Origin of the sequence: Streptomyces showdoensis (assembly GCF_039535475.1) — a bacterium.
Classification (GTDB): domain Bacteria; phylum Actinomycetota; class Actinomycetes; order Streptomycetales; family Streptomycetaceae; genus Streptomyces; species Streptomyces showdoensis.
The window spans coordinates 130,882-153,410 of record NZ_BAAAXG010000028.1 but is presented as its reverse complement, the minus strand read 5'-3'; the positions used below and the strand labels follow the sequence as shown (position 1 = coordinate 153,410).

Below are 22,529 nucleotides of genomic sequence, written 5' to 3'. Positions count from 1 at the left end.
TACGGGGGTGTTACGCGGGGACGCTCGCGACGCCCTGCGCGAGGAACCGCTTGCCGTTGACGCGCTCGGAGACGCCCTCACGGTCCAGGTACGGCGTGATGCCGCCCAGGTGGAAGGGCCAGCCCGCGCCCGTGATCAGGCAGAGGTCGATGTCCTGCGCCTCGGCGACGACACCCTCCTCCAGCATCAGGCCGATCTCCTGCGCGACCGCGTCCAGGACGCGGTCGCGGACCTGCTCCTCGGTCAGGACGACGTCGCCCTGCTTGAGGAGCGCGGCGACCTCGGGGTCGAGCTCCGGCTTGAAGCCGTTCTCCGGCTTGTAGACGTAGAAGCCGCGCTTGCCGGCCTCGACGACCGCCTTCAGGTTGGGGGAGACGACGAAGCGCTCCGGGAAGGCGCGGTTCAGGGTCTCGGAGACGTGCAGACCGATCGCCGGGCCGACCAGCTCCAGGAGCACCAGCGGCGACATCGGCAGGCCGAGGGGCTCGACGCCCTTCTCGGCGACGGCCACCGGGGTGCCCTCGTCGATGACGTTCTGGATCTCGCCCATGAAGCGGGTCAGGATGCGGTTCACGACGAACGCCGGGGCGTCCTTCGTGAGCACGGCCGTCTTCTTCAGCTTCTTGGCGACGCCGAAGGCCGTGGCCAGCGAGGCGTCGTCGGTCTGCTCGCCGCGGACGATCTCCAGGAGCGGGAGGATCGCGACCGGGTTGAAGAAGTGGAAGCCGACCACGCGCTCCGGGTGCTGCAGCTTCGAGGCCATCTCGGAGACCGACAGCGAGGAGGTGTTGGTGGCGAGGATCGCGTGCGCCGGGGCGACCGCCTCGACCTCCGCGAACACCTTCTGCTTGACGGACATCTCCTCGAACACGGCCTCGATGATGAAGTCCGCGTCCGCGAAGCCCTCGGCCTTGTCCAGGACGCCGGAGACCAGGCCCTTGAGGCGGTTGGCCTTGTCCTGGTTGATGCGGCCCTTGCCGAGCAGCTTCTCGATCTCGCCGTGGACGTAGCCCACGCCCTTGTCGACGCGCTCCTGGTCGATGTCGGTCAGGACGACCGGCACCTCCAGACGGCGCAGGAAGAGCAGGGCCAGCTGGGAGGCCATCAGACCGGCGCCGACGACACCGACCTTGGTGACCGGGCGGGCCAGCGACTTGTCCGGCGCGCCGGCCGGGCGCTTGCCGCGCTTCTGCACCAGGTTGAAGGCGTAGATGCCGGAGCGGAGCTCGCCGCCCATGATCAGGTCCGCGAGGGCCTGGTCCTCGGCGTCGTAGCCCTTCTGCAGGTCGCCGTCCTTGGCGGCCTCGATGATGTCGAGGGCGCGGTAGGCGGCGGGGGCGGCGCCGTGCACCTTGGAGTCGGCGATGGCGCGGCCCTTGGCGACGGCCTGGTCCCAGCCCTCGCCGCGGTCGATCTCCGGGCGCTCGACGGCGACGGTGCCGTTGAGGACGCCGGCCGTCCAGATGAGCGACTGCTCCAGGAAGTCGGCACCCTCGAAGAGGGCGTCGGCGATGCCGAGCTCGAAGACCTGCTTGCCCTTGAGCTGACGGTTCTGGTTGAGGCTGTTCTCGATGATGACCGAGACGGCCTTCTCCGCGCCGATCAGGTTCGGCAGGATCGTGCAGCCGCCCCAGCCGGGCACCAGGCCGAGGAAGACCTCGGGCAGCGAGAAGGCCGGCAGGGCCTTGGAGACGGTGCGGTAGGTGCAGTGCAGACCGACCTCGACACCGCCGCCCATGGCCGCGCCGTTGTAGTACGCGAAGGTCGGCACGGCCAGGCCGGCGAGACGCTTGAAGACGTCGTGGCCGCCCTTGCCGATGGCGAGCGCGTCGGAGTGCTGCTTGAGCAGCTCGACGCCCTTGAGGTCGGCGCCGACGGCGAAGATGAACGGCTTGCCGGTGATGCCGACGCCGACGATCTCACCGTTCGCGGCCTCGGCCTCGACCTGGTCGAGCGCGGTGTTCAGGTTCGCCAGCGACTGCGGGCCGAAGGTGGTCGGCTTGGTGTGGTCGAAGCCGTTGTCCAGCGTGATCAGCGCGAACCGGCCCGCACCCGCGGGGAGTTCGAAGTGACGTACGTGGGCCGAGGTGACGACCTCGTCCGGGAAGAGCTCGGCGGCGCCCTTCAGAAGCTCTGCGGTGGTGCTCACTTGCTGCCTCCGGCGTCCTTGTGGTTCGGGTTCTCCCAGATGACCGTGGCGCCCATGCCGAAGCCGACGCACATGGTGGTGAGGCCGTAGCGGACCTCCGGCTGCTCCTCGAACTGGCGGGCCAGCTGCGTCATCAGACGGACGCCGGAGGAGGCGAGCGGGTGGCCGTACGCGATGGCGCCGCCGTACTGGTTGACGCGGGCGTCGTCGTCGGCGATGCCGTAGTGCTCCAGGAAGGCGAGGACCTGGACCGCGAAGGCCTCGTTGATCTCGAAGAGCTGGATGTCCTCGATCGACAGACCGGCCTTGGCCAGCGCCTTCTCGGTGGCCGGGATCGGGCCGTAGCCCATGACCTCGGGCTCGACGCCGGCGAAGGCGTAGGAGACGAGGCGCATCTTCACCGGGAGGTCGTTCTCGCGGGCGAAGTCCTCGGAGGCGATGATCGAGGCGGTGGCGCCGTCGTTCAGGCCGGCCGCGTTGCCCGCGGTGACGTTGCCGTGGACGCGGAACGGCGTCTTCAGGCCGGCCAGCGACTCCAGCGTGGTGCCCGGGCGCATCGGCTCGTCGGCGGTGACCAGGCCCCAGCCGGTCTCGCCGGCCTCGGCGTTGGTGCGGCGCACCGAGATCGGCACCAGGTCCTGCTGGATCTTGCCGTCGGCGTACGCCTTGGCGGCCTTCTCCTGCGAGCGCACGGCGTACTCGTCGGCGCGCTGCTTGGTGATGGTGGGGTAGCGGTCGTGCAGGTTCTCGGCGGTCATGCCCATGAACAGGGCGGACTCGTCGACCAGCTTCTCGCTGACGAAGCGCGGGTTCGGGTCCACGCCCTCGCCCATGGGGTGACGGCCCATGTGCTCGACGCCACCGGCGATGACGGCGTCGTAGGCACCGAAGGCGATCGAACCGGCCACCGAGGTGACGGCGGTCAGCGCACCGGCGCACATGCGGTCGATGGAGTAGCCGGGCACGGACTGCGGCAGACCCGCGAGGATGCCCGCGGTACGGCCGAGGGTCAGGCCCTGGTCGCCGATCTGCGTGGTCGCGGCGATGGCGACCTCGTCGATCTTGGCGGGGTCGAGGCCGGGGTTGCGGCGCAGCAGCTCCCGGATGGCCTTGACGACGAGGTCGTCGGCGCGGGTCTCGTGGTAGATGCCCTTCGGGCCCGCCTTGCCGAACGGGGTACGGACGCCGTCGACGAAGACGACGTCCCTGACGGTACGAGGCACGATGGCTCTCCTCCAGGGTGCGGGATGGCACTGCTGCGGGCGCGCTGCCCGGCACGCGGCTAAGCGCGCGCTTGCTCCCCCCATGCTACTTGCGGGTAACCAGACTGCCCAGTCCCCCCGCCCCAAGCGGCGAAGGTCACACCCGGAGGGCCGCCCCCCGAGAGGGTCGCGGCCGGACTCCCGCCCCGTGATCCGGCTCCGGACGCGACGGAGCCCCCGGACCGGGATCCGGGGGCTCCGTCACGTCCGTACGAGCTCGCGTCCGTACGGACTCATCCGTACGAGCTCACATCCGTACGACGTCACATCCGTACTACGTCAGGTCCGTACGTCCTGGTCAGGCCTTCGCCGCCAGGGCGGTGACCAGGAGCGGGGTCACCAGGCCGACCTGCCACGGGCGGGCGCCGTGGCCGGTGAGGGCGGCGGCGACGGCGTCCGGGGTGACCGGGGCCGGCGGCTCCCAGCAGACCCGGCGGACCGTGTCCGGGGTGATCAGGTTCTCCTGCGGCAGGTTCAGCTCCTCCGCGAGCGCCGACACCGCGGCGCGCGCCGCGGAGAGCCGGGCCGCGGCGGCCGGGTCCTTGTCGGCCCAGGCGCGCGGCGGGGGCGGCCCCGCCACCGGCTGACCGGGCTGCGGCAGCTCCGACTCGGGCAGGGCCTTCGCCCGGTCCACGGCGGCCTGCCACTGCTCCAGCTGGCGCTTGCCCATCCGCTGGCCGTAGCCGGGCAGCGCCGACAGGGCGCCCGCGTTCGGCGGCAGCGCGAGGGCGGCCTCGACGATCGCCGAGTCGCTCAGCACCTTGCCGGGGGAGACGTCACGCCGCTGCGCGATCTTGTCGCGGGCCGTCCACAGCTCGCGGACCACCGCCATCTGGCGGCGCCTGCGCACCTTGTGCATGCCGGAGGTGCGGCGCCAGGGGTCCTTGCGCGGCGGGGCCGGCGGGGCCGAGGCGATGGCCTCGAACTCCTCCAGCGCCCAGCCCAGCTTCCCCTGCCGGTCGAGCTCCTTCTCCAGCGCGTCGCGCAGGTCGACGAGGAGCTCCACGTCGAGCGCGGCGTAGCGCAGCCAGGGCTCGGGCAGCGGGCGGGTGGACCAGTCGACCGCGGAGTGGCCCTTCTCCAGGGCGTACCCGAGGACGGACTCGACCATCGCGCCGAGGCCGACCCGGGGGAAGCCCGCGAGCCTTCCGGCGAGCTCGGTGTCGAAGAGCCGCGTCGGCACCATGCCTATGTCCCGCAGGCACGGCAGGTCCTGGGTCGCGGCGTGCAGGATCCATTCGGTGCCGGCCAGCGCCTCGCCGAGGGAGGACAGGTCCGGGCAGCCGACCGGGTCGATCAGCGCGCTGCCCGCGCCCTCGCGGCGGAGCTGGACGAGGTAGGCGCGCTGCCCGTAGCGGTAGCCGGAGGCGCGCTCGGCGTCCACGGCCACGGGGCCGCGGCCGGCGGCGAAGGCGGCGACCACCTCGGCGAGGGCCTCGTCGGTCGCCACGACGGGCGGAATGCCCTCGCGGGGTTCGAGCAACGGGATCGGCAGCCCATTCGCAGGGACGTCGTCGTCCGAGGGGGCGCCCCCGGTGGTTCGCAGCGCTGTGTCGCTTGCGGTGTCTTGGGCGTCGGTCACCTGTCAAGGGTATCTGCGAATGGCAAGCACCCGCCGACGGAACGGCCGGAACGACCGGTGTGGTCGCAGCGGAGGGAACGTTCCGTCGACAGGTGCCGGTCGTGTGTCGACCCTGTCGGCCCTCAGGGGGTCGACGTGCTCAGTGGATGATCCCGGTGCGCAGGGCCACGGCGACCATGCCGGCCCGGTCGCCGGTGCCCAGCTTGCGGGCGATGCGGGCGAGGTGGCTCTTCACGGTGAGGGCCGACAGGCCCATGGAGACGCCGATCGCCTTGTTGGACTGGCCCTCGGCCACCAGCCGGAGCACCTCGACCTCACGGCCGGAGAGCTCGCGGTAGCCGCCCGGGTGGCTCGGGGCACCCGGGGGGCGGCGGTGGCCGAGGCGGGCGGCCGCGGAGCCGATGGGGGCGGCGCCGGGGCGGGTGGGGTGACCGATGTTGGTGCGCGTACCGGTGACGACATAGCCCTTGACTCCGCCGGCCAGGGCGTTGCGCACGGCGCCGATGTCGTCGGCGGCGGACAGGGCGAGGCCGTTGGGCCAGCCCGCCGCGCGGGTCTCGGACAGCAGGGTGAGTCCGCTGCCGTCCGGGAGGTGGACGTCGGCCACGCAGATGTCGCGCGGGTTGCCGACGCGGGGACGGGCCTCCGCGATGGACGACGCCTCGATGACGTCGCGCACTCCGAGCGCCCACAGGTGGCGGGTGACGGTGGAGCGGACGCGCGGGTCGGCCACGACGACCATGGCCGTCGGCTTGTTCGGGCGGTAGGCGACCAGGCTTGCGGGCTGCTCGAGGAGAACGGACACCAGGCCTCCTGGAAAGGGGGTGCGGGACGGAGCCGGCTCGGGGAAGAAGCCGGGGGGCGAACCCGTGCTGTGAAGGGTCACTGACTCCTTCGGCAGCTGGGCCGCCCGCCTTTAGGGAAAGATCACGATTTGGTGAGTAATAATTGGGGCAATTCGGACGCGTGATCGATCATCGTACGAGCCGTACGCGCTCCGCGGCCGCATCTGTCCGGAAATCGACGTTACGAACGGGTCCCCACGGCTTCGGATGGCTTCGGACGGCTACGGCTGCTGCGGTCCCCGCCGCTGGGGCAGCGAGACGACCCCCGCGCCCGACGTCGTCCCCGCCCCCGGATCGGCCGACGACGGCGGCAGCCCGGCGATCTGGCAGAGCAGATCGCACCAGGCCGCCAGGTGGGCGCCGGTGTCCGGCACCCCGGCCGGCCCCTCCTGCGGCGTCCACGAGGCCCGGATCTCGATCTGGGTCGCGGGCCGGCGCTCCGCCAGCCCCCCGAAGTAGTGCGAGCCCGCCATCGTGACGGTCCCGCTCGCCTCCCCGTACGCCAGACCGCGCGCCTCGAAGGCCCCCGTCAGCCAGGACCAGCAGACCTCCGGCAGCAGCGGGTCGGCGGCCATCTCCGGCTCCAGCTCGGCCCTGACCAGCGTCACCAGCCGGAACGTGCCCTTCCAGGCCTCGTGCCCGGCCGGGTCGTGCAGCAGCACCAGCCGCCCGTCCGCGAGGTCGTCCTCGCCGTCCACCACGGCCGCCTCCAGGGCGTACGCGTAGGGGGCGAGCCGCTGCGGCGGCCGGGTCGGATCGACCTCGATCTCCGGCCGCAGCCGGACCGCGCGCAGCCCCTCGACCGCCCGCCCGAAGGCGGGGGGCACCGGGTTCGTCTCCGTGGGGTCCACCCTGTCGCCCGCCGTCTTCTCCGTCCCTCGATTGCCGTCGGAATGATCGGAAAAATGTCCCTGAGCCGCAGCCATGCGGGGAAGAGTAGGCGGAACGGGGCCCGTGCGCAGGGAGGGACACCCGGGCCGGGCGAGCGGCTTCTCGCCACATGCGAAGATTCTGGGCGTGAGCGCCATTGACAGCCCGAAGGGCCAGCAGACGAAGCACCAGCCGCAGACGTACGACTCCGCGTTCCTGAAGGCGTGCCGCCGCGAGGCCGTGCCGCACACGCCGGTCTGGTTCATGCGGCAGGCCGGGCGGTCGCTGCCCGAGTACCTCAAGGTCCGCGAGGGCATCCCCATGCTCGAGTCGTGCATGCGGCCCGAGCTGGTCACCGAGATCACCCTGCAGCCCGTGCGCCGCCACAAGGTCGACGCCGCCATCTACTTCAGCGACATCGTCGTCCCGCTGAAGGCCATCGGCATCGACCTCGACATCAAGCCGGGGGTGGGCCCGGTCGTCGCCGACCCGATCCGCACCCGCGCCGACCTGGCCCGGCTGCGCGACCTGACCCCCGAGGACGTGCACTACGTCACCGAGGCCATCGGGATGCTCACCGGCGAGCTCGGCGCCACCCCGCTCATCGGTTTCGCCGGTGCGCCGTTCACCCTCGCGAGCTACCTCGTGGAGGGCGGCCCGTCGCGCAGCCACGAGCACACCAAGGCGCTCATGTACGGCGACCCGCAGCTGTGGGCCGACCTGCTCGACCGCCTCGCCGAGATCACCTCGGCCTTCCTCAAGGTCCAGATCGAGGCCGGCGCCTCCGCCGTCCAGCTCTTCGACTCCTGGGTGGGCGCGCTGGCCCCCGCCGACTACCGCCGCTCGGTCATGCCGGCCTCGGTGAAGGTGTTCGACGCGGTCGCCTCGTACGGCGTCCCGCGCATCCACTTCGGCGTGGGGACGGGCGAGCTGCTCGGCCTCATGGGCGAGGCGGGCGCGGACGTGGTGGGCGTCGACTGGCGCGTCCCGCTCGACGAGGCCGCCCGCCGGGTCGGCCCCGGCAAGGCGCTCCAGGGCAACCTCGACCCCGCCGTGCTCTTCGCCTCGCGCGAGGTCGTGGAGGCCAAGACGGACGAGGTCCTCGCCGCCGCGAAGGACCTGGAGGGGCACGTCTTCAACCTGGGCCACGGCGTCATGCCGGCCATGGACCCGGACGCCCTGACCCGGCTCGTCGACTACGTGCACACCCGCACGGCCGTCTGACCGGCACCGGCCCGCACGGGCCGTACCGAGCCCGGCCGTCCGTCTGACCGGCACCGGCCGGCGCGGCGCGCGGCCGTCCGATCGGCCGGCACCGCCCGGGCCGCCCCCGCACCGCGAGGGGCGGCCCGGGCGGGCGTGGTTCAGCCCGCCGCCCGCACGGCGGCCACCGCCTTGCGGGCCGCCACCAGGACCGGGTCCCACACTGGCGAGAACGGCGGCGCGTACCCCAGGTCCAGCGCCGTCATCGCCTCGACCGTCATCCCCGCGGTGAGCGCCACCGCGGCGATGTCCACCCGCTTCGCGGCGCCCTCCCGGCCCACGATCTGCACCCCGAGCAGCCGCCCGGTGCGCCGCTCGGCCAGCATCTTCACCGTCATGAGGGCCGCCCCCGGGTAGTAGCCCGCCCGGCTCGTCGACTCGATCGTCACGGTCACGTACTGCAGGCCCACCGCCCGGGCGTCCTTCTCCCGCAGCCCGGTCCTGGCGATCTCCAGGTCGCAGACCTTCGACACCGCGGTGCCGACCACCCCGGGGAAGGTCGCGTAGCCGCCGCCCACGTTGGAGCCGATGACCTGGCCGTGCTTGTTGGCGTGGGTGCCCAGCGGGACGTGCCGCTCCCGGCCCGACACCAGGTCCAGGACCTCCACGCAGTCACCGCCCGCCCAGATGTTCCCGTGCCCGCGCACCCGCATCGACAGGTCCGTCAGCAGACCGTCGTACACGCCCAGCGGCAGCCCCGCCGCCCGCGCCAGCGAGGTCTCCGGCACCACCCCGGTGCCGAGCACCACCACGTCCGCCGGGTACTCGCCCGCCTCGGTCGCCACCACGCGGACCCGCCCGTCCGCACCGGTCAGGATCTTGGTCACCGGCGAGGAGCCCACCGTGGTGATGCCGAGCCCGTCCATCGCCGCGTGCACCAGGCGCCCCATGTCCGGGTCGAGCGTCGCCATCGGCTGCTCGCCCCGGTTGAGGACCGTCACCTCGAAGCCACGGCCGAGCAGCGCCTCCGCCATCTCCACGCCGATGTACCCGGCGCCCACGACCACCGCCCGGCGGCCCCGCGCCAGCCCCAGCGAGTCGAGCAGCGCCTGCCCGTCGTCCAGGTTCTGCACCCCGTGCACGCCCGGCGCGTCGATGCCCGGCAGCGGCGGGCGCAGCGGCCGGGCGCCGGTCGCGATCACCAGCTTGTCGAAGCCGGTCCACTCCTCGGCGCCCGACTCCAGGTCCCGGCTGCGCACCCGCTGCCGGTCCAGGTCGAGCGCGGTCACCTCGGTGCGCATCCGCAGGTCGATGTCCCGGGCCCGGTGCTCCTCCGGGCTCCGGGCGATCAGCTCGTCCCGGGCGGCGACGTCGCCGCCGACCCAGTAGGGGATGCCGCAGGCCGAGTAGGAGCTGAAGTGCCCCCGCTCGAAGGCGACGATCTCCAGCTCCCCGGGCCCCTTGAGCCTGCGTGCCTGGGACGCGGCGGACATGCCCGCCGCGTCACCGCCGATGACCACCAGTCGTTCCGTCATACGAACACGCTACGACGGGACGGGGGTTACGGGGCGTTCCCCCCGGCGCGGGAGCCGTCGACCGGCGCCTCGCCGGACTCCTCGCCGGACTCCTCGCCGGACGCCTCGGCCGGCTCGTCGGCGCGCGCCGCGGGAACGGGCACGCCGGTGGCGAGCCGTTCCACGCCGGCCGTCCAGGGCCGGGCCTCCGGCTCCGGACGCCGGGTGCGCCGCGGCAGCCGCGGCCGGACCACCCACCGCCACACCGCGTACCCCAGGACGAGCAGCGCCAGCCACGGCGCGAGCGCCGCGAGCACCACCAGCGTCCAGGCGATCGCCCCGACCAGCGCGTCCCAGCCGCCGCCCAGCGCCTCCAGGAAGCCGGGCCGGTCCTCGTCCTCGGCCGTGGCCGACTCCGGTTCCGACAGCTGGAGGGTGATCGTCGCCAGCGTCGTGCTGTCCTTCAGCGCGGCCTGCTGGGCGAGCAGCGACTCCAGGTCCGCCTGGCGGCGGCTCAGCTCCCCCTCCAGGGTGACCACGTCGCCCAGCCGGGTGGCCTTCTCCATCAGGGCCCGCACCCGCGCCACGCTCGCCCGCTGGGTGGCGATCCGGCTCTCCACGTCCACCACCTGGCCGGTGACGTCCTTGGCGTCCGCCTTGCGCGACAACAGCTTGCCCGTGCCCGCCAGTTCGGCGAGGACGGAGTCGTACCGCTCCTGCGGGACCCGGAGCACGACCCGCGAGTTCACATGGGACTCGTCCATCCGCTCGGTCGTCTCGTTCTCGACGTGGCCGCCCGCGCCCGCCGTCACCCGCCGGGCCGTGGCCAGTGCCTTCGTCGCGTCCTCGACCTCGACGTAGATCTCGGCGGTCCGGATCACGTGCTGCGGGGCCTGGACCGGCGCCCGGGTGCCCGGCTTGGCGTCGGGCGCCTTCTCGGACCCGTTCGCGCCGGCCGGCCCGGAGGCGGCGTAGGCGGGCTTGTCCGCGCCCGCGTCCGACTTCGCGTCGGCGGCCATGGTGTCCGACCCGCCCGATCCGGCGCAGCCGGTCAGGAACAGACCGCCCGCCAGCAGCACGGCGGCGACCGCTCTTCTCGAACCCCGCATACGTGACCCCCCAAGGTCGTGGTGACTGATGCCGGTTGGACGCGGGGCCCGCGCGGCGGGTTGCGGTCCCGGGATAGCGAAGCGGTCACGGTCCGGCCTCGGAACGGGGGCGCGTGGGCGATTTGAGAGAGTGGTCCCATGAACGCGAACGCGCAGCCCCCGGGCGGACCGGACGTCGTCGTCGTCGGAGGCGGCATCGCCGGCCTCGCCGCAGCCCACCGCCTCGTCACCGCGGGCGCGAGAGTCACCCTCCTCGAAGCGGACGGCCGGCTCGGCGGCAAGCTGCTCGCCGGGGAGATCGCCGGCGCCCCGGTCGACCTCGGCGCCGAGTCGCTGCTCGCCCGCCGCCCCGAGGCCCTCGCGCTGGCGGAGCGGGTGGGCCTCGCCGACCGGCTCCAGGCCCCCGCCACCACCACCGCCTCCGTCTGGTCCCGCGGCGAGCTGACCCCCATGCCCAAGGGGCACGTCATGGGCGTCCCCGCCGACGGCCGGGCCGTCGAGGGGCTGCTCTCCGCGGAGGGCGTCCGCCGGATCGCCCGCGACGCGGAGCTCCCGCCGACCGGGATCGGCGAGGACGTCGCCATCGGCGCGTACGTCGCCGAGCGCATGGGCCACGAGGTCGTCGACCGGCTCGTCGAGCCCCTCCTCGGCGGGGTCTACGCGGGCGACGCCTACCGCATCTCCATGAAGGCGGCCGTCCCCGCCCTCTTCGACGCCGCGCGCAGCCACCCCACGCTCGCCGCGGCCGTCCGCGCCGTCCAGCGGGCCGGCGCCGCCACCCCGGCCGACGCGGCGGGCGCCGCCACCGGACTCGGCGGCGCGGCCTTCGCCGGGATCCGCGGCGGCGTCGGCACCCTGCCCGGCGCCGTCGCCGACGCGATCCGCGCCGCCGGCGGCGAGATCCTCACCGGCACCCCGGTCACCGCGCTGCGCCGCACCGGCCCGCACGGCTGGCAGGTCGTCACCCCCGAGCGGGTCCTCACCCCCGAGGCCGTCGTCCTCGCCACCCCCGCCGGGCCCGCCGCCGCGCTGCTCGCCGACACCGCGCCCGGCGCCTCGGCCGAGCTCGCGGCCGTCGAGTACGCCTCGATGGCCCTGGTCACCCTCGCCTTCCGACGCGCGGACCTCCCCGACCTGCCCGGTTCGGGCTTCCTGGTCCCGCCCGTCGACGGGCACACGATCAAGGCCTCCACCTTCTCCAGCCGGAAGTGGGCCTGGGTCGCCGAGGCCGCGCCCGAGCTCTTCGTGCTGCGCACCTCCGTCGGCCGGCACGGCGAGGAGGAGCAGGTGCACCGCGAGGACGCCGACCTGGTCGACGTCTCCCTGAAGGACCTCGGCGCCGCCACCGGCCTCGCCGCCCGGCCGGTGGCCTCCACCGTGACCCGCTGGACCGGCGGCCTGCCGCAGTACCCGGTGGGCCATCTCGACCGGGTCGCCCGGATCCGCGCCGCCGTCGCGGGGCTGCCCGGACTGCACCTCGCGGGCGCCGCGTACGAGGGCGTCGGCATCCCCGCGTGCATCGCCTCGGGCCGGCGTGCGGCGGACGAGATCATCGCCACGTCCGAAACGGGCGACCCTGGTGCCGGGCACTCTTCGTGACGGGCGAGAATAGGCGTATGAGTGCGCCCGAAAAGATCCCGAACGCCGGTAAGAAGGCGAAGGACCTCAACGAGGTCATCCGCTACACCCTGTGGTCCGTCTTCAAGCTGCGCGACAACCTTCCCGAGGACCGCGCCGGCTACGCCGACGAGGTCCAGGAGCTGTTCGACCAGCTCGCCGCCAAGGACATCACGATCCGCGGCACGTACGACCTCTCCGGTCTGCGCGCCGACGCCGACGTCATGATCTGGTGGCACGCCGAGACGAGCGACGAGCTCCAGGAGGCGTACAACCTCTTCCGCCGCACCCGCCTGGGCCGCGCCCTGGAGCCGGTCTGGTCGAACATGGCGCTGCACCGCCCGGCCGAGTTCAACAAGTCGCACATCCCGGCCTTCCTGGCCGACGAGACCCCGCGCGACTACGTCTCGGTCTACCCCTTCGTGCGCTCCTACGACTGGTACCTGCTGCCGGACGAGGACCGCCGCCGGATGCTCGCCGACCACGGCAAGATGGCCCGCGGCTTCCCGGACGTGCGGGCCAACACGGTCGCCTCGTTCTCGCTCGGCGACTACGAGTGGATCCTGGCCTTCGAGGCCGACGAGCTGCACCGCATCGTCGACCTGATGCGCCACCTGCGGGCCTCCGAGGCGCGGATGCACGTCCGCGAGGAGATCCCGTTCTACACCGGCCGCCGCCGCAGCGTGGCGGACCTGGTGGCCGGCCTGGCCTGACGGCCCGGCCCACCGAACCCGGTCACCGCCCCGCTCCCAGCCGGGCGGCGACCCCTCGACCCGGAAGATCAGACGGCCGGCGGACCTCCGCCTGCCGCTCCAGCGACACCGGGTCCGGCTCCGGGTGCGGCGCGCACGACGCGCGCCGCACCGGCGTCCCTCCCTGCGGCTCCGCCGTCCCGCCGGGCACCGCCCCGGTGAGCAGATAGCGCTCCAGATGGCCGTTCACGCACGCGTTGTCCCCGCCGCCGATGCCGTGGGTCCCCGCGTCCCGCTCGGTCACCAGCGCCGCGCCCCACAGCCTGCGCTCCAGTTCCCGCGCCCCTTCGTACGGGGCCGCCGCGTCCCGCTCGGCCGCCAGGATCAGCACCGGCGGCAGCACCCCGGGACCGGTCCGCACGTCCAGCGGCTTCTGCCGCGGCGCCTTCCAGTACGCGCAGGGCAGGTTGGCCCACACGTTGTCCCAGGTCTCGAACGGGGCCAGCCGCGCGAGCCGGGTGTTGTCCCGGTCCCAGAGCGCGAAGTCCTCCGGCCAGGGCGCGTCGTTGCACTCCACGGCCGTGTACACGGCCGCCGCGTTCCCCGGGTCGGCGGTCCCCTCCTCCCCGCTGAGGGGCGCGTCGCCGGGTCCGGCCTGGGCGACCAGCGGCTTCGTGTCGCCCTTCAGGTACGCGCCGAGGGCGCCCGCCCGGGCCGCCCAGAAGCGGTCGTCGTACAGCGCCTGGAGCATCGCCCCGTGCAGCTGCCCGGGGCCGACCCTCCCGCCCGCCGGGGCGGCGGCCAGCTCGACCCGCACCTTCTCGTAGTTCTCGCCCACCTCGGCGGCCGTCGCGCCCAGGCCGTACACCGCGTCGTGCTTCGCCGCCCAGGTGCGGAAGTCGGCCCAGCGGCGCTCGAAGGCGAGCGACTGGTCGAGGTTGTTGGCGTACCAGATCTGTCGCGGCGCCGGGTTCACCGGCGCGTCGAAGACCATCCGGCGCACCCGGTGCGGGAAGAGCGTCGCGTACAGGGCGCCGAAGTACGTGCCGTAGGAGGCGCCCATGTACGTGAGCCGCGGCTCCCCGAGCGCGGCCCTCAGGACCTCCAGGTCGCGGGCGTTGTTGAGCGAGTGGTAGTGCCGCAGTGCCGTGCCGGTCCGGCGGGCGCAGCCCTGCGCGTAGGTGGTGGCGCGGGCGGTGCGCTCCTTCTTGTAGACCTCCGAGGGCAGCGTCGGCGCGAGCGTCGGGCCCTTGGTGCGGTCGGCCGGGTCCTGGCAGGAGACGGGCGCCGAGCGGCCCACCCCGCGCGGGGCGTAGCCGACCAGGTCGTAGGCGGCGGCGATTCGCTTCCATGCGGGGAGGCCGGCGGCCAGCGGGAAGTACGTGGAGGAGGCGCCGGGTCCGCCCGGGTTGTAGACCAGCGCGCCCTGACGGTCGCCGGCCGGTCCGGTGGCCCGGACCCGGCTGACGGTGAGCGGGATGCGGGTGCCGTTCGGGTCGGCGTAGTCCAGGGGCACCCGGACGGTGCCGCACTCGACGGGGGCCGGCAGCCGCTCCGCCGCCGGGCACGCCCCGAACGCGATGCCCTCGGCGGCCGCGGCCCGCGCCGCGACCGTGGTGCCCCGGGCCTCGGCGGGCGGCGCGTCGAGCCGCGGCAGGGCGACGGCGGGGGCGACGGCGCCCGGGGCGACCAGGACGGGGGTGACGAGGGCGGACAGCAGGAGCGTGTGCAGCGCGACGGACCTCATCGGCGCTTCCCTTCTAGCCACGGCAGCGTGACGACCAAGGGACCCCGGCGCGCGGACGAAGTAAAGGACCTACGGCAGGTGTTGCCTGTCATGTACCCGAAAGGCGGCACGCAGCTCCGGCTCCAGCACCCCGGTGCCCCGCTTCGCGAGCGCCGTCAGCGGATCGGCGAGCGAGAGCCCCGACAGCAGCCGCCGGCCCGCGGGCGAGGCCCAACAGGCGTAGCCGGGCGTGTCGGCGCGGGCGATCAGCAGACAGAGCCCGGCCGCCACCAGCGGCAGCGCGAACCAGGCGAGCACCTCGCCCCGCTCGCCCGCCGGCACGAGCAGCCCCGCGCCCGTCCCCAGGACCAGGGTCAGCAGGAACGCCGCCCGGACCGCCCGGGCGCCCGAGGCCACCGAGCGGCGTGCCTCCTCGGGCAGCGCGAGCCCGCGTGCGACCAGGCCGGCCGCCAGCGCCCGTACGCTCTCGTCGTCGGCGACCAGCGGCCGTACCGCCGGGATCCGCGACTGTCCGTCCGGGCCGATCGCCCCGAGCACCGCCCGCTCCAGCTCGTCCCGGCCACCCGTGTCGGCGACGACCGTCGCCCAGCCGGTGTGCGCGAGGAGCAGCAGCCGGGCCCGGTGCATGGAGACCAGGGTCAGATCGGTGACCCGCAGCGGCCCGCCCGCGAGATACGCCGCCTCGCAGACGTTGAGCTCGCCGCCGTCCCCGCCCGCCCGCGTGTCGGCCGCCACGGCGGCCCGGCACACCCGGGCGCAGCCGACACCGGAGACGACGAGGGCGACGAGGAGCAGCGGGACCCAGACCATGACCCGGTTGTACGGGAGGAGCGGGCGCCCCGCCACCGGAACGGGTGAGCGGGCGGACCGGGCGGCCCGGGACCGCCCGCGCGGGATCAGGAGCTGCTGCCGCAGGAGCTGCTGCTGGACGAGCAGGAGCTGGACGAGCAGGAGCTGGAGCTGGAGGAGCAGGAGCCGGACGAAGAGGAGGAGCAGGAGCTCCCGCCGCCCGAGCAGGAGCTGCCGCTGGAGCACGAGGTGCCCCCGGAACCCCCGGAGCAGGAGCCGCCGCTCCCGCAGCCGCCCCCTCCGCCGCTGTCGCCCCCGGCCGCCGCCGCGCACCACACGACCGGCAGGAGGGCCGCGTCCTGGGAGTCGGAGGATCCCGAGGAGTGGCGGTGGCTCCGGGGGAACGGGGTCGCGGGCCGGGACCTGGCCGCCGTCGCCAGCACCCCCCGCAGCACCGGGTCGCGCAGCGCCCGCAGCCCGTGCAGGGCGACCCGGGTGCCCGGGTCGTCCCGCCCGGCGTGCGCCCGCCCGAACGCGGACACGGCGGCCCGGCCCGCGGCCGACACCCGGCTCGACGCCGAGGCCCCGCACACCACGGCCGTGATCAGCACCCCGGCGATCACCGGCAGCACCTTCAGGATGAACGGCACCGGCGTGTCGCCCGCCGCGAACTGCACGACGGTGAGGACCACGGCGACCGGGATCATCGCCACGGCCGCGATGCCGAGGCCCACGCTCCAGCGGATCACCGCGCGCCGGGCCGAGGGCGCGGAGAGCAGTCCGCGCGCCGAGAGCCCGTCGCCGGTCTCCTGGACCGCCGGGTGCCGCATCACGGCGAACCGCAGGGTGGCGAGGTCGCCGTGCGGGGCGGCGGCGAGCTCCTGGAGCACGGCGCGCTCGACGGGGTCGTGCGCGGTGGTGCGGCGGACCCGGACGATGCCGGGGCCGCCGATCGCGATCCGGCCGTCCGCCTGGAGGGAGACGAGGGCGGAGTCGACGACCCTGGCCGGGCCGCCGTTCAGGAACGCCGCCTCGTAGCGGTCGTGGACCGGCCCGCCCGGGCCGCGCCGGGCGCGCCGCGAGAGGACGATCAGCAGGGCGACGGCGGCGGCGCCGACGGCGTAGAAGAGGACGACGGACGTGCTCACGGCCGCTTCCCCCCCTTTCCCGGAGTTTCCCAGAGCGGTACGGACACGGTGGGCCAGGCGCGCGGCGGGACCGGGCGGACGGATGCCGGCCCGGTCCCGCCACCAGGCGGTGAGGGCCCGGCGGGCCGCCGGGTCCTCCGGGCGGCCGGCGACGAGCAGCCCCTCGACGAAGTCCAGGGCGTCGTGCCGGTAGCCGTCGGTCATGGGGCGGTTCCTGGCGTACGAGAGGAACGCGGGCCGGTACTCCTCGCCGAGGATCTCCGGCAGCTCGGGCGCGACCTTGGCCACGACGTCCGCGCGCTTCGCGGCGAGCGCCCGGCTCTGCACCCCGAGCCGCCGCACGTCGAAGCCCTCCGGCGCGGGGGTCCCGGCCACCAGCGCGGACAGCAGCGAGGCCTGGGCGAGCCCGACCCGCTGGCGGGCGCCGGCGTCGGGAGCGGCGGACCGGCGGGGCGCCGCGGCGCGCGGCGCCGGGACCGGCACCCGTACCGGCATCGCCCCGCCCGAGACCCGGGCCCCGGCCCCGATCAGCAGCGGACGCCGGGCGGCCGTCGCCACCGTCGTGCGGATGGCGTCGAGTTCGGCGGCCAGCTCCTCGGGCGCCGGGAAGAGGTCGTCCCGTTCGAGCAGCACGCCCGGCGGGGAGACCCGCGAGGCCAGGTCGGCCAGGATGTCGAGGACGGGCCGGGACACCGGGTGGGCATGGGTGTCGTGCCAGACCCCGTCGCGCTCCAGGCCGCCGGCCACGTGCACGTACGCGAGGGCCTCGACCGGCAGCCCGGCGAGCGCCTCGGCGGGGTCCTCGCCGCGGTTGACGCGGTTGGTGTGCAGGTTGGCGACGTCGATGAGGAGCCGTACCCCCGTACGCTCCACCAGCTCCGCCAGGAACTGCCCCTCCGTCAGCTCCTCGCCCGGCCAGGAGACGAGGGCCGCGATGTTCTCCAGGGCCAGCGGCACCGGCAGGGCGTCCTGCGCGATCCGGACGTTCTCGCACAGCACGTCGAGCGCGTCCCGGGTCCGGGGCACGGGCAGCAGGTGGCCCGCCTCCAGGAGCGAGGATGCGGTCAGCGGCCCCCCGGCCCGTACGAACGCGATGTGCTCGGTCACCAGCGGTGCGCCGAGCAGCTCCGCCTTCCGCGCGAGCGCGTCGAGCCGCCCCGCGTCCGGCCGGTCGGCGCCGCCGAGCCCCAGCGAGACCCCGTGCGGGACGACCGTCACCCCGCGCGCCCGCAGCCGCTCCAGGGAGCCGGGCAGGTGGTCGGCGCACAGGTTCTCCGCGACGACCTCCACCCATTCGACCCCGTCCAGCGCCTCCACCGCGTCCGCGATCTCGGGGCGCCAGCCGATGCCGATACCGAGTTCCTTCATGTCCCCCTCCTTCGGTCCCTGAGCTGATGGCCCGGAATGCGACGTTCGAATCCGGACAGGGGGACGTTCAGAGGTTCATTTGAGGTTTCACGCCGGCGTGCTCCAGAGCGGGGCTTCACGCCGCCCGGGAGAAGGGCCCCTCCAGCGCGGCCCACTGCAGCAGCAGGATGGTCTTGCCGTCGGCGATCCGCCCGTCCCGGACCATGGCGAGGGCCTCGGTGAAGGGCAGTTCGAGCACCTCGATGTCCTCGCCGTCCTCCTCCAGGCCGCCGCCGCTCCCGGTGCGGTCGGCCGGGGTGTAGGGAGCAGCGTAGAAGTGCAGGCGCTCGGTGACCGAACCGGGGCTCATGTAGGCGTCGAGGACGTGGGTGAGCGGCCCGAGCTCGACCCCGAGCTCCTCGGCGCTCTCGCGGCGGATCGCCGCGAGCGGCTCGTCCTCGTCGAGCAGCCCGGCCGCCGCCTCGACGAGCATCCCGTCCGGGTGGTCGTTGACGTAGGCCGGGTAGCGGAACTGGCGGGTGAGCAGCACGACACCGCGTGCGGTGTCGTACGGCAGGACGACGGCGCCGTCGCCCCGGTCGTAGGTCTCGCGCTGCTGGGTGACCCAGCGCCCGTCGCGGCGCCGGTGCTCGTAGGTGGTGCGGCGGAGCACGTGCCAGCCCTGGGAGGTGAGCTCCACGTCGCGGACCACGACGTCGGGGTTCCGGTCCAGGTCGCGGCCGGCCCGGTCGAGGCCGGTCCGGCCGCGGTGGTCGGGGACGTCGATGCCGGGGCGGGGGCTCGCGGAGTCTGCGGTGTCGGTCATGGTGCGCTACCGTACACGCAGAAACGTGCAAGAACGGGAGAGAGTACGGATGCTGGCTGCTGAACGGCGCGACCACCTGCTCGGTCTGCTCGCCCGCGAGGGCAAGATCGTCGCCAAGGAGGTCGCCGCCGAACTGGGCATCTCGGAGGACAGCGTGCGGCGCGACCTGCGCGACCTCGCCGCCGAAGGGCTCTGCCACCGCGTCTACGGCGGCGCGCTGCCGGTCTCCCCGGCCGTGGCGGACTACGCGGCCCGCGCCGGCGTCACCCCCGAAGGCAAGCGGAAGGTCGCCGCGGTCGCCGCCGGTCTCGTCCGGCCGGGGAGCGCCCTGATCCTCGACGGCGGCACCACCGCCCTCGCCGTCGCCCGGGCCCTCCCGCCGGAGCTGGACTGCACCGTGATCACCCACAGCCCGACCATCGTGGCGGCACTGCTCGACCACCCGCGGGCCGGGCTCTACCTGCTCGGCGGCCGGATCTTCAAGCACTCGGCGGTCGCGTGCGGCGCCGCCGCGGTGGAGGCGGCACAGAACGTTTCGGCCGACCTCTGCCTGCTCGGCGTCACCGGCGTCCACCCGGACGCGGGGCTCACCACCGGCGACGCCGAGGAGGCCGCGATGAAGCGCGCGCTGGCCGCCCGGGCGGCGGAGACCTACGTCCTCGCCTCCTCCGAGAAGGTGGGCGCGGCCTCGCGCTTCCGCGTCCTGCCCTGGGCGGACGTCGCCGGCCTGATCACCGACGCCGACCCCCGCCACGAGGTCCTCGGACAGCTCGCGGCACGCGGCGTGGAGGTCCTGGCGGCGGGGTGAAAGTCGGTCAACCTCCCCGGGGCGCCCTGGTGATCGGCGACGGCCGCCCGTAGGTTCCCCGCCGGTGCCGCACACCGCGGTCACCCCGATGATCCGGGAGGCTCCACATGCAGGCACGTCAGCGCGTAGCGGGAGCCGTCGCCGCCCTCGTCCTCGGGGCGGGCGGCCTCCTGACGGCCGCGCCGCCCGCGGCGGCGGCGCCGTCCTCGGAGACGGCACTGAGCTGCTCGGCCCAGCTGATCACGGGCAGCGCCGGCCACAAGGGCGCGAACATCCGGTGCACCGGAGGGTCGTTCACCGGGGTCATCGACTGCCAGCGGACCGACACCGGCTACACCTACCGGCACTTCGGCAACCGCGCCGGCTCCGGCGGCACCTCCACCGTCTGGTGCGACCTCACCGCCCGGGTGATCTACGCGGGCGGCACGCCGAGCTGACCGGGCCCGCCACGGCCGCGACGGAGGGGCGGCCCTGTCTTGCGGACCGGCGCGCCCGACCCGGAAGACAGGGCCTAGCCGACCAGTCCCGCCGCCCCGTACTCGGACACCACCGTGCACGAGCCCGGCGCGATCTCGGTGAACCCGGCGTCCCGGACCACGGGCAGCCCGCTCGACGTGAGCCGCGCCCAGCGCTCCGGGTCCGCCGTCCGCACCGCGACGGGGAATCCGGCCTCGCGCCAGGTCTTGCGGGCGGCGTCGGACAGCGCCCACCACAGGAGCTGCGCCCCGTGGCCGGTCTGCGCCATCGTCTTGCCGGCGGACATGTCGAGCTCGGGGTTGAGCCACAGCACGGCCGCGCCCTCCGGCACCGGGCCCGGCTCGGCGGGGTCGTCCAGGTCGGTGCCGGAGACCTGGAGCTTGGCCAGCTCCTTGGGCCAGCCGTCCAGCGGGACCGGCGGGAAGACCCGTACCTCCGAACCGCCGGCGCCCGTCACCGTGATCCCCGGCAGGGCCACGGCCCGGCGCCACTCCGCACCGCGCGCCCGGCGCACCACCTTGCGGATCCGGGCGTCCTGCCAGTCCGTCATGGCCTGCGCCCACTCGCCCTCGCCCAGCGACCGGTCGTCGGCCAGGATCTCCAGGACCGCGCGGGCGGAGGTCTCCAGGGCGTCGGTACGGGCCGGGGGAGCGTCCCGCTCGATGCGGACGACCAGGGGGAGGACGTACTGCGGCTTCTCGTCGCGGGGGTCGGGGGAGGCGTCGGGGGCGGTGTCGTTGCTGCTCACCCGGCAAGTCTGCCACCGGCCCGGGCGCGGCCCGCACGCGTTTGTTGTGGGAATGAGGGCTTCCGGGCCAGGATGCCCTCCATGAAGAGTGATCTTTTCGCCAGCGAGCACCTCGCCGAGGCGGCGACGTTCCCGGGGATGACCCTCCAGAACGCCAAGTCGGTCAAGTACACCGTCCAGGGGGAGATGCAGGCCCTCCAGGGCTCGATGATCGCCTTCCGGGGGAACCTCCAGTTCGAGCACAAGAGCCAGGGCCTCGGCGGCCTGCTCAAGCGGGCCCTCACCGGCGAGGGCCTGCCGCTGATGACCGTCCGCGGCCAGGGCGAGGCGTGGTTCGCGCACGAGGCGCAGAACTGCTTCATCGTCGAGGTCGAGCCGGGCGACGCGCTGACCGTCAACGGCCGCAACGTGCTGTGCTTCGACTCGTCGCTGTCGTACGAGATCAAGACGGTGAAGGGCGCCGGCATCACCGGCGGCGGCCTCTTCAACAGCGTCTTCACCGGCCAGGGCAAGATCGCCCTGATCTGCGAGGGCAACCCGGTCGTCATCCCGGTCGCCCCCGACGCCCCGGTCCACGTCGACACCGACGCCGTCGTCGGCTGGAGCGAGCAGCTGCGCACCTCGCTGCACCGCTCGCAGTCCCTCGGCTCGATGGTGCGCGGCGGCTCCGGCGAGGCGGTCCAGCTGAAGCTGGAGGGCCAGGGCTTCGTCATCGTCCGCCCGAGCGAGCTCACCCCGCAGAAGAAGTCGGCCAACTGACCCCGGTCCGGCCTTCCCCCTGATCGCCGGCGCCCGCGCCGCCGTCACCCACCCCCCTGGCCGACCCTCAGCGGCTCATCAGCTCCGACACCTTCACGAAGCGGTAGCCCTTGGCGCGGAGTTCCGGGACGATGCGGCGGATCGCGCGCTCGGTGACCGGGGCGGCGCTGCGGGTGCAGTGCATGACGACGAGGGAACCGGGCTTCACGCCGTCGAGGACCTGGTCCGCGACCGCGTCCGGGTCCTTCGCGAAGGCGTCGCCGCTGACCACGTCCCACTGGACGGCCGTGACGCCGAGCGGGCCGAGGGCACGCAGGGCGTCGTCGTCGTAGCAGCCGCCGGGGAAGCGGAAGTACGGGACCACGTGGGTCGCCCCGGCGTCGCGGAAGGCGTCGAAGGCGCGCTGCACGTCGGCGGCCATGTCGGGGGCGGCCACGGTCGGGAGGCCGTAGCAGGGGGTCGCGAAGGCGTAGTGGCTGTAGGAGTGGTTGGCGATCTCGAAGCGCGGGTCGTTGCCGATGGACCGGGCCTGGTCCGGGTACTCCTCGGCCCAGCGGCCGGTCATGAAGACCGTCGCGTCGACCTTCAGGCGGCGCAGGGTCGCGATGAGCTGCGGGTTGTCGAAGTGCTCGCCCTTGGCCGCGCGCGGGCCCTGGTCGGCCGTCATGTCGGCGTCGAAGGTGAGCGCGACGACCTTCTCCGGGGCCCCTGAGGCCGGGGCCGGCGTGGCGCGGCGGCTGTAGACCGGGGTCAGGCCGCCCGGGCCCGGGGCCAGGGTCGGCGGGGCCTTCGGGGCGGGGGCCGCCTGGCGGCCCGGGGCGGGCGAGGCCGGCCCCGTGGGGCGGGGCGGCTTCGCGGTCGGCGCCGGTGTGCTCTTCGCGGATGCGGATGCGGATGCGGATGCGGATGCCGAGCCGGATGCCGCCGCGGGCGGTGCGGCCGCGGGCGCTTCGGCCGCGCCCCCGTCGCAGCCGACGAGAACGGCGCCCAGCAGGGCGAGCGCCGACAGTTTTCGTGCAGGAATGGTCACCCAGGGA

General features: G+C 74.4%; 19 protein-coding genes and 1 pseudogene. 6 read left to right on the top strand and 14 right to left on the bottom strand.

Features of this window, described 5'->3' with window-relative positions:
• Window positions 1–10 precede the first annotated feature (10 nt).
• The 5 genes from ABD981_RS35525 to ABD981_RS35505 all read right to left on the bottom strand — a co-directional run bounded on the left by ABD981_RS35525 (window position 11) and on the right by ABD981_RS35505 (window position 6,764).
• Window positions 11–2,149 (bottom strand): 3-hydroxyacyl-CoA dehydrogenase NAD-binding domain-containing protein, encoded by a 2,139-nt coding sequence (locus ABD981_RS35525; RefSeq protein ID WP_046910746.1) that lies wholly within the window; start codon window positions 2,147–2,149, stop codon window positions 11–13.
• Window positions 2,146–3,372: a thiolase family protein gene (locus tag ABD981_RS35520; RefSeq protein WP_046910745.1), complete on the bottom strand. Its 1,227-nt coding sequence runs from the start codon at window positions 3,370–3,372 to the stop codon at window positions 2,146–2,148. Before ABD981_RS35520 ends, ABD981_RS35525 begins: the two co-directional genes overlap by 4 nt.
• Window positions 3,373–3,709: 337 nt before the next feature.
• Window positions 3,710–4,993: a ribonuclease D gene (locus tag ABD981_RS35515; protein ID WP_046910744.1), complete on the bottom strand. Its 1,284-nt coding sequence runs from the start codon at window positions 4,991–4,993 to the stop codon at window positions 3,710–3,712.
• A 139-nt stretch (window positions 4,994–5,132) separates the two neighbouring features.
• The gene (locus ABD981_RS35510) at window positions 5,133–5,798 is read right to left on the bottom strand and encodes a response regulator transcription factor (protein ID WP_017242457.1); all 666 of its coding nucleotides are present in this window, start codon (window positions 5,796–5,798) and stop codon (window positions 5,133–5,135) included.
• Window positions 5,799–6,059: 261 nt separating this feature from the next.
• Window positions 6,060–6,764: a DUF3000 domain-containing protein gene (locus ABD981_RS35505; RefSeq protein WP_046910743.1), complete on the bottom strand. Its 705-nt coding sequence runs from the start codon at window positions 6,762–6,764 to the stop codon at window positions 6,060–6,062.
• Between the two features lie 91 nt (window positions 6,765–6,855).
• Here ABD981_RS35505 and hemE point away from each other — a divergent pair, with 91 nt between their 5' ends.
• A complete protein-coding gene (hemE, locus tag ABD981_RS35500; protein WP_046910742.1) occupies window positions 6,856–7,932 on the top strand; it encodes a uroporphyrinogen decarboxylase in 1,077 nt (358 codons plus the stop codon).
• 140 nt (window positions 7,933–8,072) lie between these two features.
• Here the strand turns inward: hemE and ABD981_RS35495 are convergent, their stop codons facing one another.
• Both ABD981_RS35495 and ABD981_RS35490 read right to left on the bottom strand, forming a co-directional pair.
• Window positions 8,073–9,446 (bottom strand): FAD-dependent oxidoreductase, encoded by a 1,374-nt coding sequence (locus ABD981_RS35495; protein ID WP_046910741.1) that lies wholly within the window; start codon window positions 9,444–9,446, stop codon window positions 8,073–8,075.
• A gap of 26 nt (window positions 9,447–9,472) precedes the next feature.
• Entirely contained in the window at window positions 9,473–10,534 is a 1,062-nt protein-coding gene (locus tag ABD981_RS35490) for a DUF4349 domain-containing protein (protein ID WP_046910740.1), read from the bottom strand.
• 138 nt (window positions 10,535–10,672) lie between these two features.
• Between ABD981_RS35490 and hemG the strand changes: the two genes are divergently transcribed.
• Both hemG and hemQ read left to right on the top strand, forming a co-directional pair.
• Entirely contained in the window at window positions 10,673–12,133 is a 1,461-nt protein-coding gene (hemG, locus tag ABD981_RS35485; protein WP_345530514.1) for a protoporphyrinogen oxidase, read from the top strand.
• A gap of 17 nt (window positions 12,134–12,150) precedes the next feature.
• Window positions 12,151–12,864 carry a hydrogen peroxide-dependent heme synthase gene (hemQ, locus tag ABD981_RS35480; RefSeq protein WP_046908315.1) on the top strand — a complete coding sequence of 238 codons (714 nt, stop codon included), beginning with the start codon at window positions 12,151–12,153 and terminating at the stop codon, window positions 12,862–12,864.
• A 22-nt stretch (window positions 12,865–12,886) separates the two neighbouring features.
• On the opposite strand, the gene ABD981_RS35475 is transcribed toward hemQ, so the two are convergent.
• From ABD981_RS35475 to ABD981_RS35455, 5 genes and pseudogenes are all read right to left on the bottom strand, one after another.
• Window positions 12,887–14,590 carry an alpha/beta hydrolase gene (locus ABD981_RS35475; RefSeq protein WP_123954543.1) on the bottom strand — a complete coding sequence of 568 codons (1,704 nt, stop codon included), beginning with the start codon at window positions 14,588–14,590 and terminating at the stop codon, window positions 12,887–12,889.
• A 69-nt stretch (window positions 14,591–14,659) separates the two neighbouring features.
• Window positions 14,660–15,400 carry a TIGR04222 domain-containing membrane protein gene (locus tag ABD981_RS35470; protein WP_046908401.1) on the bottom strand — a complete coding sequence of 247 codons (741 nt, stop codon included), beginning with the start codon at window positions 15,398–15,400 and terminating at the stop codon, window positions 14,660–14,662.
• Between the two features lie 86 nt (window positions 15,401–15,486).
• Entirely contained in the window at window positions 15,487–16,584 is a 1,098-nt protein-coding gene (locus ABD981_RS39040; protein WP_486389394.1) for a TIGR04222 domain-containing membrane protein, read from the bottom strand.
• Window positions 16,558–17,895 (bottom strand): annotated as a pseudogene (locus ABD981_RS35460) (MbnB/TglH/ChrH family RiPP precursor modification enzyme); the annotation flags it as partial. The gene ABD981_RS39040 and the pseudogene ABD981_RS35460, both read right to left, overlap by 27 nt.
• Before the next feature lie 115 nt (window positions 17,896–18,010).
• Window positions 18,011–18,700: an NUDIX domain-containing protein gene (locus ABD981_RS35455; protein ID WP_046908318.1), complete on the bottom strand. Its 690-nt coding sequence runs from the start codon at window positions 18,698–18,700 to the stop codon at window positions 18,011–18,013.
• A gap of 49 nt (window positions 18,701–18,749) precedes the next feature.
• On the opposite strand from ABD981_RS35455, the gene ABD981_RS35450 reads away from it, so the two are divergent.
• Both ABD981_RS35450 and ABD981_RS35445 read left to right on the top strand, forming a co-directional pair.
• The gene (locus tag ABD981_RS35450; RefSeq protein WP_046908319.1) at window positions 18,750–19,508 is read left to right on the top strand and encodes a DeoR/GlpR family DNA-binding transcription regulator; all 759 of its coding nucleotides are present in this window, start codon (window positions 18,750–18,752) and stop codon (window positions 19,506–19,508) included.
• Window positions 19,509–19,615: 107 nt separating this feature from the next.
• The gene (locus ABD981_RS35445; RefSeq protein WP_046908320.1) at window positions 19,616–19,945 is read left to right on the top strand and encodes a hypothetical protein; all 330 of its coding nucleotides are present in this window, start codon (window positions 19,616–19,618) and stop codon (window positions 19,943–19,945) included.
• A 74-nt stretch (window positions 19,946–20,019) separates the two neighbouring features.
• On the opposite strand, the gene ABD981_RS35440 is transcribed toward ABD981_RS35445, so the two are convergent.
• Entirely contained in the window at window positions 20,020–20,733 is a 714-nt protein-coding gene (locus ABD981_RS35440; protein WP_046908321.1) for an aminoacyl-tRNA hydrolase, read from the bottom strand.
• Between the two features lie 81 nt (window positions 20,734–20,814).
• On the opposite strand from ABD981_RS35440, the gene ABD981_RS35435 reads away from it, so the two are divergent.
• Window positions 20,815–21,492, top strand: a complete 678-nt coding sequence (locus ABD981_RS35435) for an AIM24 family protein (protein WP_046908322.1) — start codon at window positions 20,815–20,817, stop codon at window positions 21,490–21,492.
• Between the two features lie 67 nt (window positions 21,493–21,559).
• On the opposite strand, the gene ABD981_RS35430 is transcribed toward ABD981_RS35435, so the two are convergent.
• Window positions 21,560–22,522 carry a polysaccharide deacetylase family protein gene (locus tag ABD981_RS35430; RefSeq protein WP_240495260.1) on the bottom strand — a complete coding sequence of 321 codons (963 nt, stop codon included), beginning with the start codon at window positions 22,520–22,522 and terminating at the stop codon, window positions 21,560–21,562.
• Window positions 22,523–22,529 lie beyond the last annotated feature (7 nt).

Bases quoted from the DNA above. Each gene is read 5' to 3' on its own strand.
- ABD981_RS35490 (WP_046910740.1), bottom strand. From the start codon at position 10,534: ATGCGGGGTTCGAGAAGAGCGGTCGCCGCCGTGCTGCTGGCGGGCGGT.
- ABD981_RS35470 (WP_046908401.1), bottom strand. From the start codon at position 15,400: ATGGTCTGGGTCCCGCTGCTCCTCGTCGCCCTCGTCGTCTCCGGTGTC.
- hemQ (WP_046908315.1), top strand. From the start codon at position 12,151: ATGAGTGCGCCCGAAAAGATCCCGAACGCCGGTAAGAAGGCGAAGGAC.
- ABD981_RS35445 (WP_046908320.1), top strand. From the start codon at position 19,616: ATGCAGGCACGTCAGCGCGTAGCGGGAGCCGTCGCCGCCCTCGTCCTC.
- ABD981_RS35495 (WP_046910741.1), bottom strand. From the start codon at position 9,446: ATGACGGAACGACTGGTGGTCATCGGCGGTGACGCGGCGGGCATGTCC.
- hemG (WP_345530514.1), top strand. From the start codon at position 10,673: ATGAACGCGAACGCGCAGCCCCCGGGCGGACCGGACGTCGTCGTCGTC.
- ABD981_RS35435 (WP_046908322.1), top strand. From the start codon at position 20,815: ATGAAGAGTGATCTTTTCGCCAGCGAGCACCTCGCCGAGGCGGCGACG.
- ABD981_RS35450 (WP_046908319.1), top strand. From the start codon at position 18,750: ATGCTGGCTGCTGAACGGCGCGACCACCTGCTCGGTCTGCTCGCCCGC.
- ABD981_RS35475 (WP_123954543.1), bottom strand. From the start codon at position 14,590: ATGAGGTCCGTCGCGCTGCACACGCTCCTGCTGTCCGCCCTCGTCACC.
- ABD981_RS35455 (WP_046908318.1), bottom strand. From the start codon at position 18,700: ATGACCGACACCGCAGACTCCGCGAGCCCCCGCCCCGGCATCGACGTC.
- ABD981_RS35505 (WP_046910743.1), bottom strand. From the start codon at position 6,764: ATGGCTGCGGCTCAGGGACATTTTTCCGATCATTCCGACGGCAATCGA.